The organism is Streptomyces sp. NPDC091280 (assembly GCF_044768565.1).
Taxonomy (GTDB): Bacteria; Actinomycetota; Actinomycetes; order Streptomycetales; family Streptomycetaceae; genus Streptomyces.
The window spans coordinates 365,096-380,246 of the sequence record NZ_JBIVUZ010000012.1; the positions used below are offsets into that span (position 1 = coordinate 365,096).

General features: G+C 71.1%; 10 protein-coding genes and 1 pseudogene. 2 read left to right on the plus strand and 9 right to left on the minus strand.

Annotated features, from left to right (window positions below):
* Positions 1-19: 19 nt before the first annotated feature.
* Positions 20-343: a pYEATS domain-containing protein gene (locus ACIQPR_RS34415; protein ID WP_403656495.1), complete on the minus strand. Its 324-nt coding sequence runs from the start codon at positions 341-343 to the stop codon at positions 20-22.
* 814 nt (positions 344-1,157) lie between these two features.
* On the opposite strand from ACIQPR_RS34415, the pseudogene ACIQPR_RS34420 reads away from it, so the two are divergent.
* Positions 1,158-1,448: pseudogene (locus ACIQPR_RS34420) on the plus strand (SDR family NAD(P)-dependent oxidoreductase); the annotation flags it as partial.
* A gap of 300 nt (positions 1,449-1,748) precedes the next feature.
* On the opposite strand, the gene ACIQPR_RS34425 reads toward ACIQPR_RS34420, so the two are convergent.
* On the minus strand, positions 1,749-2,243 hold the full coding sequence (locus tag ACIQPR_RS34425; RefSeq protein ID WP_403656388.1) for a hypothetical protein: 495 nt from the start codon (positions 2,241-2,243) through the stop codon (positions 1,749-1,751).
* A 228-nt stretch (positions 2,244-2,471) separates the two neighbouring features.
* Here ACIQPR_RS34425 and ACIQPR_RS34430 point away from each other — a divergent pair, with 228 nt between their 5' ends.
* Positions 2,472-3,989 (plus strand): alpha/beta hydrolase domain-containing protein, encoded by a 1,518-nt coding sequence (locus tag ACIQPR_RS34430; protein WP_403656391.1) that lies wholly within the window; start codon positions 2,472-2,474, stop codon positions 3,987-3,989.
* A gap of 149 nt (positions 3,990-4,138) precedes the next feature.
* Here the strand turns inward: ACIQPR_RS34430 and ACIQPR_RS34435 are convergent, their stop codons facing one another.
* The 7 genes from ACIQPR_RS34435 to ACIQPR_RS34465 all read right to left on the minus strand — a co-directional run bounded on the left by ACIQPR_RS34435 (position 4,139) and on the right by ACIQPR_RS34465 (position 15,107).
* Positions 4,139-5,758: a CocE/NonD family hydrolase gene (locus ACIQPR_RS34435; RefSeq protein WP_403656394.1), complete on the minus strand. Its 1,620-nt coding sequence runs from the start codon at positions 5,756-5,758 to the stop codon at positions 4,139-4,141.
* Positions 5,755-6,354 (minus strand): TetR/AcrR family transcriptional regulator, encoded by a 600-nt coding sequence (locus ACIQPR_RS34440; protein ID WP_403656397.1) that lies wholly within the window; start codon positions 6,352-6,354, stop codon positions 5,755-5,757. Before ACIQPR_RS34440 ends, ACIQPR_RS34435 begins: the two co-directional genes overlap by 4 nt.
* 94 nt (positions 6,355-6,448) lie before the next feature.
* Complete coding sequence (locus tag ACIQPR_RS34445) at positions 6,449-9,079, minus strand: amino acid adenylation domain-containing protein (protein WP_403656498.1); 2,631 nt, start codon at positions 9,077-9,079, stop codon at positions 6,449-6,451.
* Between the two features lie 144 nt (positions 9,080-9,223).
* Entirely contained in the window at positions 9,224-10,048 is an 825-nt protein-coding gene (locus tag ACIQPR_RS34450) for an SDR family oxidoreductase (RefSeq protein WP_403656400.1), read from the minus strand.
* A 74-nt stretch (positions 10,049-10,122) separates the two neighbouring features.
* Complete coding sequence (locus tag ACIQPR_RS34455; RefSeq protein WP_403656403.1) at positions 10,123-10,842, minus strand: thioesterase II family protein; 720 nt, start codon at positions 10,840-10,842, stop codon at positions 10,123-10,125.
* A gap of 44 nt (positions 10,843-10,886) precedes the next feature.
* Positions 10,887-11,114, minus strand: coding sequence for an MbtH family protein (locus tag ACIQPR_RS34460; RefSeq protein WP_403656406.1), 228 nt, complete (start codon positions 11,112-11,114; stop codon positions 10,887-10,889).
* A 66-nt stretch (positions 11,115-11,180) separates the two neighbouring features.
* Positions 11,181-15,107 (minus strand): amino acid adenylation domain-containing protein, encoded by a 3,927-nt coding sequence (locus ACIQPR_RS34465; RefSeq protein ID WP_403656408.1) that lies wholly within the window; start codon positions 15,105-15,107, stop codon positions 11,181-11,183.
* Positions 15,108-15,151: the final 44 nt, after the last annotated feature.

A 15,151-nucleotide genomic window follows, 5' to 3' on the forward strand; every position in this document is an offset into this window, starting at 1 on the left:
TGCGCCGGTGCGCCGCTGGTCAGAAATCCAGGTACCGCTCCAGTCGGATGGGCTCGGTGTCGCCCTTGACGTAGACCTCGGCGGTCAGGCTGAAATTCCCCCACGCCGCCGTGGTCAACGCGAAACCGGTCGAGCGATTCGTGACGGTGCGGTTGGGATCCCGGAACGTCGGGTGCAGGTGGTAGACGACCCTGGCGACACGGTCGAGATCGGAGTCCCTGTCGTCCTCAAGGGCGATGCGAATCCGGAAGTACCGGTGGCCGTCTTTGTCGAGCCCGCTGTCGCGGTGCGCCGTGTGGACCAGATGAACTCGGGGAGCGGCGCCGTTCGAGCCTTCGGTCAGTTCGCCAGCGGTGGCGGTACTTCAAGGACGGGCTGCGCGCCCGGCTGTGGCTCGACCCCGGTCGGAGTCCGCGGGGCCGAGTTTTATCCCTGACGCCCCTGCCTCGAAGGGGTCGCCGCGCTCGACTCGGCGGTTGATCGCATCGATGAGCCGCCCCAGCCCACCGCGGAACGTGAGGACGAGCGTCAGCACGACGCTTGGCCAGATCAATGCCTGTAGAAAGGGAATCCAGTCCTTCATCGTTCTCTCTCCCCCCCCCCCCGCACCCGCGGCCAGATCCGTGCCAACAGGCGAAGCGTTGAACCCCCGTCCCCCTGTGCGGATCTGTGCGGTGTCCGGCACCTCTTCGTCGACCTGGCCCGCGACGACGCCATCAGCCGTGGGTGACCATCTGACTTGGCATCGGTTCGGAGTGGCGGGGCCGGACCGGATCAACCGGGCTCACCTCCGCGTCCGGTCACTGCGGGGCACAGACTTGATCCGTCGTCAGGTCGTTTGAGACGGGGCATCTGCTGTGCGAACCTGATCAACTCCCGTACGGGGCAAGGTAGTTGCGGTCGCGTGAACCTGCTGACGTAGGTCGGGGTCCGCCGAGGCGCCGCAGCTCCTGGCAGCCGTTGCGGGAGGCGCTGCGGTGTTGACCGCCGTCCTCCCGGTCGACAGGTCGGCAGGACATCCGTCCGCGAGGCTGTCGTCTCGGACGCCGATGGCATCCACCGTCTGCTGAGCGGGTCAGTGACGAGCGACCGGCCCGACCGAGCGGTCTTCCACGACACCGCGTTCCTCCGGATCATCGAGGCCGCCAGGGCCGGCAGTGCCGAGTTCCTGGTCACCGAGCAGGGCTCGCGCGTGTTCGGTTGCCTACAGGCGAAGCTCGGGAGGTGGAGGACGTCGAGGTGACGGTGTCGACCCGCAGAGCGGCAATTCGCCCGCCGCCGTCGTCAACGTGCTGTCCATCGCGAGCTGGTTCACCAACCCCGCGACGGGTTCCTACCGCGCCTCCAAGGCCGCCGCCTGGGCCCTGAACAACGGATTCCGCAGTGAACTCCACGACACTGGCGTACAAGTCGTCGGCGTGCACTGCCGATGCATCGAGACGGACATGGCCGCCCATGTCACCGGCCCGGCCCCAAGAACACTCCGGACGTCGTTGCCGAGCAGACTTCGCCGTCGTCGAGGCAGGCAGGACGCAGGTCCTCGCCCACGAACGCATCCGACAGGCCGAGGCAGCTCTGGGGCTCACCCCGGCAGTACGGCTTCCCCACGGCACCGTTCGGCGCTCCCGGAGGCCATGGTGACGGGCTCTTTCGGGCACCGACGTCCCGTCCCTTCCCCTGGGTGCCGTCGAGAACGGACACGGCCCCGGTGCCTCGCAGCGAGGTGCCGGGGCCGCCACAGGTCCGTGTCAGACCACGTAGTCGAACCACTTGCATGTGTCGTCGTTGAGCGTGGTGACGGTGTAGACGGCAGCGCCAGAGCCGGAGAAGCTGAGGTACGAGTGGTTCTGGTTCTGCAGGTACTTGCCGTCGGCCGTCCAGAACTGTCCGCTGCGGCCGTTCCCGCACGGCGCCGCGTAGACGTCGTTCGACGCGGATCCGGAGTCGGTGGTGAGGCAGCCACCGTTGGCGTTGCTCACCAGTCGCTTCATGGTGTGCCCGTCCCACTGGTTCGACTCCGTGCCCCAGTGCCAGAGGGGGCCCGCGCCGGAGCCGCACTCCTCCACCCAGACCCTGTCGCTCGCGGTCGACCCGTGGAGGCACTTCAGGTTGTCGGCACCGCTGTAGAAGACCCAATCGGCTCCCGCCGCGGACGCGGGGGTCAGAGCGCCGGCGACGCTCAGCGTGAAGGCGGCGATTCCCATGGGCAGAGCGAGCCTCTTCGAGGCTTTGCGAGAAGTCATGATCGCCAGAGTCCATGGATCCCATGAACTACCTATGAATCAAGCATGAATTGAGTAAATGGACGCGTTCCCGGGGTCGTCCCCGGCCTCCTTCGGGATCGGCAGTCGCTCGGTAGTCGCTCGGTGCGAGAATCCGGTTTCCGGATATGGAAACAGATGTTGACTGTTTCGAGAATGTGACTACCTTTCATGCGGCCAGGTATCACCACCCCCACGAAAGGCTGGTCCATGAAGACGAAACGTCGCAGATCGGTGCGGATTTCCTTAACGCGGCTGGTCGCGTCCGCCGCGGCCTTCCTGTTCGCAGCCGCGGGCGTCTCCTACGCGGCCGGTGAGCCGGCCGTGGCCTCCTCGGCCGCGAGCCCCGTCGTCACAGGACCCGTCACGGGCGGCGCGGGCGCCGTCCAGATGTACGGCACGGCCTTCGACCCCGCCCAGGTCGGCTACGAGCAGTCGGAGTACTTCGTCTCCGGCACCGCCAGCAGCTACACGGCCGTCAACTCCCTCACCGCGGACGGCAGATGGTCCGTGGCGCCAGCGAGTACCGCCGCCTACACCACGCGCCTCGTGGTCGACCGCCCGAAGGACCCCAGACGTTTCAACGGCACCGTGGTCGTCGAGTGGCTCAATGTCACCGGCGGACTGGATGTCGCCACGGCCTGGATCCAGGCCCACAACGAACTCGTCCGTGAGGGCTACGCCTGGGTGGGAGTCTCCGCCCAGGCGGTCGGTGTCAACGCGGCGAAGACCGCCGACCCGACCCGATACGCCGCCCTCTCGCACCCCGGCGACAGCTACTCGTACGACATCTTCTCCCAGGCCGGGCAGGCGGTCCGGGACTCCGCGGCCACCGTCCTCGGCGGACTGCACCTACGCTCTCTCATGGCCATCGGCGAATCGCAGTCGGCGTTCCGGCTCACCACCTACGCCGACGCCGTCCAGCCCCTCGCCCACGCCTACGACGGCATACTCCTGGAGAGCCGGGGCGGTGTCGCACCCGTCACGGCACCGCTCTCGCAGGCTCCGCAGGCCGACGTACCGGTTCCGGACGGTCTGCTCATCCGCACCGACCTCCAGGTGCCCGTCCTGACCTTCGAGACCGAGACGGATCTGCTGGACCTCGGCTACCTGGCCGCACGCCAGCCCGACTCGGCCCGCTTCCGTCTCTGGGAGGTGGCCGGAACGGCGCACGCCGACACCTACATCACTCCGGTCGGCCCCACGGACACCGGTGACGGACAGGGGGACGTCGCCGCGTTCAACACCCTGATCGATCCGCCGGCGACCCCCGACCCGACGCACCCTCAGGTCAGTTGCCCCACACCGATCAACGCGGGCCAGGCCCACTACGTCCTGGAGGGCGCGGTCCACGCGTTGAACACATGGATGACCACCGGGGTGGCACCCACGCCGGCGCCCCGGCTGGAGATCACCACCACCAGCGGGACCCCCGCGTTCGTCCTCGACGCGAACGGCAACGTCAAGGGCGGCATCCGCACCCCCTCCGTGGACACCCCTGTGGCGACCCTCTCCGGCCTCGGCCAGGAGGGCTCGTTCTACTGCACCCTGTTCGGTACGACGGTGCCCTTCAGCGCGGCGAAACTCGCCGAGCTGTATCCCTCGCACGCTCAGTTCGTCGCCAACTGGGCCGCCAGCACGACCCGTGCCGCGCTGGCCGGATACATCCGGCCCGCCGACGCCGCAGCACTCGTCAAAGCCGCGGCCACCTCCACTGTCGGCGACTGACCACCCGACACCACGCCTGCCCGGCCGCATACGTTCCCCACGGCCGGGCAGGCCTGCGACCGCCGTGGGTTCAGGCACGTACGAGACAACAGCCAGGGCCGGATCCCGACCTGACCGGGCGGAGCCCCCGGCGCCGGCCGACTGCTTCGTCACGCAGGCCGGTCCGCCGCCTCCACCGGCAGGATCAATGCCGACGGGTGTTCGGGGTCATGCCTGACCTCCTGGTCCGCGACCCTCAACTCCACTGCGGTGGCGAGCGGTTCACCTGTTCCGGGGTTGCGCGCGTAGCGGGGGAAGGCACCGCTGGAGACCTGGACGCGGATGCGGTGGCCGCGCTCGAAGCGGTGGGCGGTGGGCCACAACCGGACGCTCGCGAGGGTGACTTCGTCGGCTCGGGTGAGGCTGGTCAGGCCGTCGCAGACGTTGGTCGAGCGACCCTTGGAGTCGACGTCGCACAGTCGCACGAAGACATCGGCGTGCCGGAGGCTGGAGCGGAAGTGGATCTCCGCGTGCACTTCGCCGATCACCTCGACGTCGGCCTCCAACACCGGTGTGGTGTACGTCAGTACGTCGGCGCGGGCCTCCAGCCCGGTGTTGTCCACGCGTCCGGCGCCCGGCGGCATGGCGACGCCGCCGACCGCCGGTGTCGGGTCGCCGGGGTCGTAGCGGTAGGTGTCCGGCGCGGACGGCTCGGGCGTCGCCGTGGCGAGCGCGCCGCCGGGCTGTAGGTGGAAGCGACGTGGCTCGTAGCCCTTCGGCGGCCAGGACTCGAAGTCCCGCCAGCGTTCCTCCCCGGTGACGAACAGCCGTACCGGAGCGCGTTCGGGCGGTTCCTCGCCGCGCGCGTGGGCGAGGCCGAAGCCGAGAGCCTCGGTGAACACGGTGTTGTCGGGCGAGGTGTGGGTCCAGGGGCCGACGGTGAGCCGGGCCGGCAGACCCGCTTCCTGAAGCGCGCGGAAGTCGCGGAGCTGGCCGGGCAGGAAGATGTCGTACCAGCCGCCGACGGAGCTGACCGGCACGGTGGTGGCGGTGACCCGGTCGCGGTGGTCGGCGGCTGCCCAGTAGGGGTCGTCGGCGTCGTGGCTGAGGATGGCCTGGAGGTAGTCCGAGCGGTGGCCGAGGGCGGCGACGTCGGCGTCGGCGAGGGGCAGTGTGTCGAGGGCGCTGCGGAGCTTCTTCAGCTCCAGGGGCTGGCGGACCATGGCGAACGGGCGTTCCTGCTTGGCGACCATGTAGCCCCAGCCGAACGGTGTCTGGAGCGACATGCCGTCCTTGCGCAGGAACTCCAGGGTCAGCGCGGACTCCGTCATGTGCGGGATCATCGCCTTGACCTGCGGCGGCAGGCTGTCGGCTACCGCCCACTGCACGTATCCCAGGTAGCTGGTGCCGAACAGGACGACCGACTCGCCGCACCAGGGCTGTGCGACCAGCCAGTCCAGGGTGGCCAGGCCGTCCGCGCGCTCTTGGCGCATGGGGTCGAAGGTGCCGCCGGAGCCGAAGCCGCCCCGGACGGACTGGACGAGCACCTGGTAGCCGCGTTCCGCGAGAGGCCTCACCGAGCCCAGCGCGAGCACTCCGCGTCTGCCGTACGGCGAGCGCATCAGCGCGGTCGGCAGGCCCTTGCCTCCGGTCCGGGGCGCCCAGCGGTCGGCGAGCAGGACCGTTCCGTCCGGCATGGGGACCTTGAGATCCCGTTCGACGACGAGGTCCCGGGTGATGGGCGGTGGCAACCGCAGGACGCGTTCCACGAGGCGGCTGGCGAGGCTCATCGGGAAGGCACCTCCGGAGGAGCAGCGGGCACGGCGGTGAATCGGAAGACGGCCGCCAGTCGTCGCAGACGTGCGGCGAGGTCTTCAGGATCGAGGGGATCGTCGGTGCCGAGCAGCCAGGCGTTGACGATGGCGCCGGTTCCGCCGGCGACGAAGGCCGCGACGTCGTCGACGGTCGCCTCGTCGAGCACGCCGAAGCGCTCCCGCACGAGGCTGCGGTTGAGCACGCCGAACAGGTCGTTCAGGGTCCGGGTCATGGCGAAGGCGCACGATCCGGTCAGCATCGCGCGGTAGAAGTCCCGGTGCTCCGCGAAGTGCCGGGTCAGTGCCAGAGCGCCGGAGACGGGATCGGAGCCGGTCTCGGTGTGCGGGGCGAGTTCCCGCCGGACCAGGTCGGCAGCCGCCGCCACCAGCAGGGCGTCCCGGTCCCCGAACTGCAGATAGACCAGCTGCCGACTGACCTGCGCGGCCTCCGCGAGATCGGTGACCGCAACCGCGGTCGTACCGCGCTCGGATACGACGCGGACGGCGGCGGCCATCAGCGCCGCGCGAGACCGGCGGACGCGTCGGTCCGTCGACGGCGTGTCGGTGTGCATGACACAGATGCTAGACACCTGTAAATAAACGGACAAGTGTCAAACAAGGCGTGAGCCCAGCGGAGTTGGAAGCAGGTGAGTGGCTGGCTCCGGCTCAATTTCGAGGGGGCGCGTCCGTGTTCATGAGGGCCGTCGCCGTTCCTCGGGCGGTCGGATGCCGGTACAGCTCGCGCAGCCGGAGGGAGGGCAGACCACGGGCGCGGAGGGCGGCGCCGATGCGGATGGCGAACAGGGAGTTGCCGCCGAGTTCGAAGAAGTCGTCGTCCGGGGCCACGGGGATGCCCAGCACGTCGCTCCATACGGCGGTCAGAGTCGCCGTCAGGTCGTCCTCGGCCGGGACCGCCGAGGCGGTGTCCGCGCGGAGCGAGCGCGGGACGGCCGGGGCGGGCAGGTTCGCCGCGTCGAGCTTGCCGTTGGGCGTCAACGGAAGGGTGTCCAGCGTGGTGACGGTGGCGGGCAGCATGTACTCCGGCAGGATGCCCGCGGCCCGCTGCCGGATTCCGGCGGGATCGCCCCCTGGCGACAGGACCACGTAGGCGTCGATCCTGGCAGTGGCTGCGTCGGCCGGGTCGTCGCGCCGGACCACGACCGCCGCGGCACGTACCCCGGGCGCCTCCAGGAGTACGGAGCGGATCTCGTCGAGCTCGATGCGGAAACCGCGGATCTTGACCTGGCTGTCGATCCGCCCGAGGTGATCGAGCCGTCCGTCCGGGCGCAGGCGTCCTAGGTCGCCGCTGCGGTACATCGTGCCGCCGGTGAACGGGTCCGGCACGAACCGCCGTGCGGTCAGCTCCTGTTGGCCCAGATAGCCGAGCGCCACACCGGCACCGCCGACACATATCTCGCCCGCCACCCCCAGCGGCAGCAGCCGTCCGGCCGGGTCCACCACGTACAGGTGCCAGCCGGGCAGGGCGCGCCCGACGGACCGGGTGTCCGCGAGCGCCAGTCGGCGGGTGAGGGTCTGCTCGGTGACGTGGACGGTGGTCTCCGTGATGCCGAACATGTTGACCAGGCGGCAGGACGGCTCGGGGTGCCGGTCGAACCAGGGCAACAGCATCCGGGTGTCCAGCGGTTCGCCGCCGAACACGACGAGCCGGACCGACACGTCACGGTGGTCGACGCCAAGAAGCTGGGCGAAGGCCGACGGGGTCTGGCTGAGCACGGTGACCCGCTCGGCGACGAGCAGGTCGCGGAAGCGGTCCGGTTCCCGCGAGACGAAGTACGGCACCACGACCAGCCGCCCGCCGGTCAGCAGACAGCCCCAGATCTCCCACACCGAGAAGTCGAAGGCGCTGGAGTGGAACCACGTCCACACGTCGGACGTGCCGAGCCCGTATTCGTCACGGGTCGCGTCGACCAGCGCGAGCACGTTCCGGTGCGGTACGACGACACCCTTGGGCCGACCGGTGGAGCCGGAGGTGTAGATGACGTAGGCGGCGTCGTCGGGTGCCAGGAGCGGAGCGCTCGCCGTATGTTCCAACGAAGGCCGTTCGCCCGGCAGTTCGCCCATCAGGTCGTCCGGCGTCACCCGCACGCGGTCCACCAGGTCCGGGAAGTCGGGGAGCCGGGTGATCACCACGCCCAGACCCGCGTCCTGTGCCGTGTGGGCGATCCGGTCCGCGGGGTTGGCGGGATCGATCGGCACGTAGACCGCGCCGGCCTTCAGCACGGCGAGCAGAGCGACGACCAGTTCGGCGGAGCGCTCCAGGCACACGCCCACCCGGTCTCCGGAACCGACCCCGCGGGCTCTGAGGCCGGCCGCCGACCGGGCGGCCCGCTCGTCGAGTTCGCGGTAGGACAGGCCGGTGTCGCCGTCGGTCACGGCGATACGGTCCGGTGCCGCCGCCGTGACGCGGGCGAGCGCCCCCGGCACGCTCATCGGCTCGCCAGCCACGGAGCGGAGGGAACGGCCGAGCGACGCGATGCGCGCGCGGTCCGTCGCGTCAAGGAGTTCGACGTCGTCCGGCGCGGTCTCCGGACGGTCCAGGACCTGCCGATGCACATGCACGAGGTGCCGTACGAACTGGGCCGCCAGCTCTTGGGAGAAGTGGCTGTTCAGGTGCTGGCAGCGCAGCCGCAGGCCGCCCGAGTCCCGCAGGACGGAAACGGTGAGCGGGAACGGGGGCGCCAGGCAGGGCACGTACTCGGTCTCCTGGGCGGGCGGAAGTGCGCTGCCGTCCGTGCCGTCTTCGAGGTCCGAAGTCTTGTCGGTGTCGGCGGTGTCGGCCGTATCGTCGAACAGGAGACCCACGAGTGCGGGGCCTGTCGTGCGGGAGGGCTTCGACTCGCCGAGCGTGGCGGCCGGGTCGACGGTGAACACACCGTGGTCGGTGCCGATCGTCGGCGGGGTGCCCGGGTCGTAGCGGCGCAGGGTGACGGCGAGTGCCGTGAGCCAGCCGGCCTCGTCGCCGGCGCGGTCTAGGGGCATGGCATGAGGAGTGCTGGGGCCGTCCTCGCCGAGCCCCCAGCCGGGCGCGGGCGCGAGCGGGAAGACTTCGGGGTCCGGCCGGGTGTTGTCCGCCGACCCGGGCTTTCCGGCCGCGATCCGGTCGAGGGCCGTACGGTTCCAGCGTCCGCGCGGGGCGACGACGACGAGGTCGGCCGGGCCGTCGGCGTAGCGCAGGAGCACGGTACGGGGACCGCGGCTCGGGCGCGCGAGTTCGACGGCGCGGCGGCGCTCGGCGAGCGGGTGCGTCGTCGGCACGGGGACGTCCTCGATCCACATGCCCGGTCGCCCGGCGAGGTCGGCGGGGTGGCCCGACCGGACGCGCAGCGCGTGGCAGTGGGACGCGTGGGGGAGGGGCTGGGGCAGCGGCGCGGACACGGGCTGTACTCCTTGTCTGTGCGGAGTCTTGTGGGGACGGGCGGCTCAGCGGGCGCTGAACCCCCCGTCCACGGTCAGGACCGACCCGGTGATCTGCCGGGACTCGTCCGAGGCCAGGAAGACGATCGCGGCTGCGACGTCCTCGGGTTCGATCAGCGCGTTCATGGGCTGTGCCTCGACGAAGGTCTTCTCGTGCTCGTGGACGGGCACCTCCAGCGCCCTGGCGATCTCGGCGAGCATCCTGCCCTCGGCCCAGGCGTCGTCGCGCACGGAACCCGGGCACACCGCGTTGACCCGTACCTTCGTCGGCGCGAAGTCGAGCGCGGCGGCCTTGGTGAGACCGACCACGGCGTGCTTGGCGGCGACGTAACCGGCGAAGTGCCGGTAGCCGACGAGCCCGGCGGTGGAGGCGACGTTGACGATGCTGCCGGCGCGCCGGGCGCTCATCGCCCCGCCGACCTCGCGGATCAGCCGCCAGGCCCCGGAGAGGTCCACGTCGATCATCAGGGACCACTCGTCCTCTTCGATCTCGTGCACCGGCCGTCCCGAGGGCGCGGCGATGCCCGCGTTGTTGACGGCGACGTCGATCCGGCCGAACCGGTCCTCGGCCCGGGCCACCGCCTCCCGTAGGCCACGCGTGTCCCGGATGTCGGCCACCGTGGTGAGAACGGCCGCGCCGGCGTCCCGGCACAGTGCGGCGGTGTGCTCCAACTGGCCCGGTGTGCCCAGCGGATAGGGCACACCGGGAAGGTCGGCGCAGATGTCCAGCAGGGTGAGGTCGGCACCCTCGGTCGCGCAGGCGACCGCGGCGGCCCGGCCGAGCCCGCGGGCCGCGCCGGTGATGAGGACCGACTTGCCGTGCAGACGCATCGGATACTCCTGTACTCCTGGAGAGTCGTGGGACGGGGTGGGGGCTGGCCCCTGGTGTCGAAATCCCGCAGGACCTAGGCCAGCTTCGAGACGATCAGGTCGACCAGGGCGGCAGTGGACTCGGTCAGGTACATGTGGCCGCCGGGTACCTCGACGTGCTCGAAGTCGCGGCCGGTCGCCTTGCTCCAGGACGCGGCGTCGTCCCGGCCGACCAGCGTGTCGTCCGTGCCCCTGATGACCGTCAGGGGCACGTCCAGCGGCAGGAGGACGCTCGGGGCGTAGGCCTCGTGCATGTCGACGTCCGCGCGCAGGGTGGGCAGCAGGAGTTCGCGCATCTCCGGGTCGTCGAACGCCGGGTGGTGGTAGCCCGCGAACTCGCCCACGCGGGCGAGGAATTCGTCGTCGGACAGACCGGTGGCCCGGCGCTCCCGGCCTCGGCTCGGATGCGGCGACCCGCTGACGAACAGGTGGACGACGTCGACACCGGGCTCGGCGACCAGACGGTGCGCCAACTCGTAGGCGAGCACGGCTCCGAGGCTGTGCCCGAAGAGGGCCACCCTGTGCTCGCCCTCGCCGAGCCGGTCCCGCAGTTGGGGCAGGAGTCCGTCGACCGCCTCGTGCACATCACGATGGGGCGGCTCGTCGATCAGCCTTTCACGGCCGGGCAGTTGAAGCGGCACGACCTCCACCGAGGCCCCGGCCAGAGCGGTCCAGGGACGGTAGAACGAGGCACCGGCTCCGGCATACGGAAGGCACACCAGCTTCGTCGTGCGGGTGGGGGGATCCGTGGGCATGGCTGCTGCTCTCTCCTTGCGAAGGGGGTGTTCGGGGCCGGTGTTCAACGGGCCGTCGGATCCTCGCCCATGGCGCTGATCAGGCTCTTGGGGCGCATGTCGGTCCAGTGCTCGTCGACGTGGTCCACGCAGGACTGTCGGCTCGCGGGGCCATGGACCACGGTCCAGCCGGCCGGGACCTCGGCGAAGACGGGCCACAGGGAGTGCTGGCCCTCTTCGTTCACCAGGACCAGGTGCTCAAGGGTGTCGTCGTCGAAGGGGTTGGTGCTCATGGCGTCTCTCCTGTCGCGGATGGGCGGATGGCGCATAGGTGGATGGATGGATGGTTGCGGGGCGGGTCACTTGCGGAGGCGGTGGTCCAACAGCGGCCCGATGCGATCCAGCGACGCCGGCCGGGTCATCTCTCCGTGTGTGCAGGCGATGTCGTGGTTGTCGACGCGCCCCTCGACGTACGGCTGCCAGGAGCGGTGTCGGCCGGGAAGCGCGTCCGGGTCCTGTGCGGCGGTGAAGACCAACAGGTCCCCGTGGTACGGCCCGGGCTTGAACTCACCCATCAAACGGCGGTTGTTGGCCGTCACGTCGACCAGGGCGGCCAGTTCGGCGTCGTCGAGACTGCCGGGCATGTCGGGAACGCGGCGGACCAGTTCCGCGAACCTGCCCTCGGTCGACGGCTCCGTGTCGTCCGCGGGCAGCGGCCGGCCGAGGATGGTGAGCAGGCTGCGCAGCAGCGCCGGCCGGTCCGACTCGGCGGGGCCCTGTCGGATCCAGGCGCCGGGGAAGGAGTCGAGCAGCGCGAGGAGAGCGACCTGCTCGCCCGCCTTCTGGAGACCGACGGCGACTTCGTACGCGACCAGGCCGCCCATCGAGTAACCGAGCAGGTGGTACGGGCCGTGCGGCTGCGTCTCCCGGATCAGCGCGGTGTGTTCGGCGACCGCATCGGCCAGGCGGGCGGCCGGGTCCTGACCCGGGATCAGACCGCGGGACTGGAGGCCGTACAACGGGCGATCGGGGTCGATGTGGCGGGCCAGCCCGGCGAAGCCCCACGCGAGGCCCGAGGCCGGGGGGAGGCAGAAGAGCGGCTGCGGGCCTCCTCGGGTGCGCAGCGGGAGGAGGGGGCCCAGCGGTGCCGTACCCGCCTCCCGCTCCTGCGCGGGGCGGTCCCCTTCGGCCCGATGCCGGGCCAGCGCCGCGACGCTCGGATTCTGGAAGAGGGCGCGCAACGGTACCTCGACGCCCAACTCGGCCTTGATGCGCGCGGTCAAGCGGGGCGCCAGCAGCGAGTGGCCGCCCAGATCGAGGAAGCCGTCGTCCACGCCGACCCGCTCCGGCGGAAGGCCGAGCACCTCGGCGAAGATCGCGCGCAGGGTCTCCTCGCGCCCGTTGCGCGGGGCCGTCTTCGCGGCGAGCGGCGCGTCGGGTGCGGGCAGCGCCCTGCGGTCGAGCTTGCCGCTGGCGGTGTGCGGCAGCGCTTCGAGGGTGACGAACGCCGAGGGGACCATGTGGGCGGGGAGGGCGCGGGCGATGTGGTCGCGCAGGTCGTCGGCGCTCGCGGCCCGTCCCTCCCCGGACACGACATAGGCGACCAGCCGCTTCTCACCGCCCTGCTCCTCCGACACCTTGGCCGCCGCCTCGGCGACGACCGGGTGCGTGGCGAGCACGGCCTCGATCTCGCCCAGTTCGACGCGGAAGCCGCGCAGCTTGACCTGTTGGTCGGCCCGGCCCAGGAACCGCAGGTGCCCGTCGGAGCCGCGCATCGCGAGGTCGCCCGTGCGGTACATGCGCTGCCCCGGTCCGCCGAAGGGGTCGGCGACGAACCGGCCGGCCGTCAGACCGGGCCTCCCCAGGTACCCGCGGGCCGGACCGCCGCCCGCCACGTACACCTCGCCCACGGCCCCGTCCGGCACCGGATGCAGCGCGTGGTCGAGGAGGTGGACGACGTTGCGGGCGAGGGGCAGGCCGATGGGCGGGCCCGCCTTGTCCTGGGGCCCGGTGTCGGACATCCAGGCGGTCGCGTAGATGGTCGCCTCGGTGGGCCCGTAGAAGTTGACGAGCCGCGCCTCGGGGAAAGCCGCCTCGATACGGGCGCGGAGCTGCTCGGAGACGGGTTCGCCGCCGAGGGCCACCGTGTGCGGTGAGACGGCCGGCCGCTCGGCGAGCACGGTGGCCATGACGGTGGGCACACCGCTGATCAGCCCTACGTCCCGGGCGACGCCTTCGGTGAGGGAGAGGAGGTTCTCCACCAACTCGATACGGCCGCCGCACAACAGCGGCGAGAAGATCTCCAGCACGGACACGTCGAAGTTGAGCGAGGTGGAGAACAGCACCTTGGCCAGCCGTTCGGGGCCGAACTCGGTGTGGGTCCACTCGACGAACTCGACGGCGTTGCGGTGCGTGGCCAGAACACCCTTGGGGCGGCCGGTGGAGCCGGAGGTGTAGGTGATGTAGGCGAGGCTGTCCGGCAGCAAAGAGCTGGCCACACCTGGGACTTGATGCTCCGTCACCTCACTGCCGGGGTCGAGGAACGGGGTACCTTCCGGCAGCACCTCCGCCGTCTGCGCGGTAGCGAGGACGACGACCGGTCGGGCGTCGGCGACGATGTACGCCAACCGGTCGGCCGGATAGGCGGGGTCGAGCGGCAGATAGGCGGCACCGGACTTCAGTACGGCGAGAACGGCGACGACCAGCTCGGCCGTCCGGGGCAGGGCGATGCCGACGATCCGTTCGGGGCCCGCCCCGAGAGCGGTGAGACGAGCGGCCAACAGCGCGGCACGGGCGTCGAGTTCGCGGTAGGTGAGGCGGATGCCGCCGTCCACTACGGTGCCGCCGTCCACCACGGCCTCGGCGTCCGGGGTGGCCGTCACCTGGGCCGACCAGAGGTCGGTGAGGGTGCGGGTCGCGGGCGGTGCGAGCGGGGGCCGTTCCGGAAGTTCCCCGGCTGCCATGAGCCCCAGGCGACCCTGCGGCAGTTCCGGATCGGCCGCCATGGCTTCGAGGACGCGCACCAGGCGGGCGAGCGTGGCGTCGGCCCAGTCGGCGTCGAACAGGCCCGGGTGGTAGCCCAGTCGGAAACGGGGCCGGGCGGCCGGGACGGCCACCAGGGTCACGGGATAGTGGGTGGCGTCCCGGCCGCTCGATCCCGTGACGCGCACCCGGTCGTGGTCGTCGTCGCCGTCGCGCCCCTCCCCGGTGGCCTCCGGATCCACCGGGTAGTTCTCGAAGACGACGAGACTGTCGAACAACTCCGGTACACCCACGGCCCGTTGGATGTCGGCCAGCCCGAGATGGTGGTGATCGAGGAGACGGACGTAGCTCTCCTGGATCTGGCGGAGCAGGGTGCCCAGGCTGTCGCCGGGCCGCAGCCGGACCCGGGTCGGGACGGTGTTGATGAACAGCCCGACCATCGTCTCGACACCGGGCAGCTCGGGCGGGCGGCCGGAGACGGTGGCACCGAAGACGACGTCGTCGCGACCGGTCAGACGGCCGAGCAGGAGCGCCCAGGCGCCCTGGACGAGGGTGTTCATGGTCACGCCCAGGCTGCGGGCGCGTGCCGTCAGGGCTGCTCCGAGTTCCGGCGACAACTCGGCCCGCGCCTGCGCCGGTTCGGTGGCACCGGGAGGTCCCACCGGTGCCAACCGGGTCGCTTCCGTCACCTCGGCCAAGGCGTCCCGCCAGGCGGCCTCGGCGGCGCTACGGTCCGCGCGGGCCAGCCAGGTGAGGAAGGAGCGGTACGGCGGCGCGGGTGGGAGTACGGCCGGGTCCCCGTGGGCGCCGTACAGGGCGAGCAGTTGCCGCAGGAGTACGGACACGGACCAGCCGTCGAGCAGGATGTGGTGGTGGGTGACGAGCAGCCGGTGGCGGCGCTCGCCGATGCGGGCCAGTGTGCAGCGCAGCAGGGGAGGGGTGGCCGGATCGAACCCGAGGGCCCGGTCCCGGTCGACCAGTTCGGTCCACGCCTTCTCGGGGTCGACGGCCTCCTCGGTCAGATCGGCCTCCGCCCACGGCAGCGTCGCCCGGCTCGGGATCACCTGCACCGGCTGACCCCCGCGGCGCCGCCGGAAGGCCGCCCGCAGGTTCGGGTGGCGGTCCAGCAGCGCCTGCGCGGCGGCACGGAGGCGGTCGCCGTCCACCGGGCCTTCGAGTTCGAAGACCAGCTGCACGACATACATGTCGGAGGCGTCCCGTTCGCGCTCGTACAGCGCGTGGAAGAGCAGACCCTCCTGGAGCGGGGTGAGGGGCAGTACGTCGACCGGCCCGGGCTGCGTCATGGCGTCTCGTCTCGCTGAGTTCTGGCTCGGCAGGTGCTGCTCGG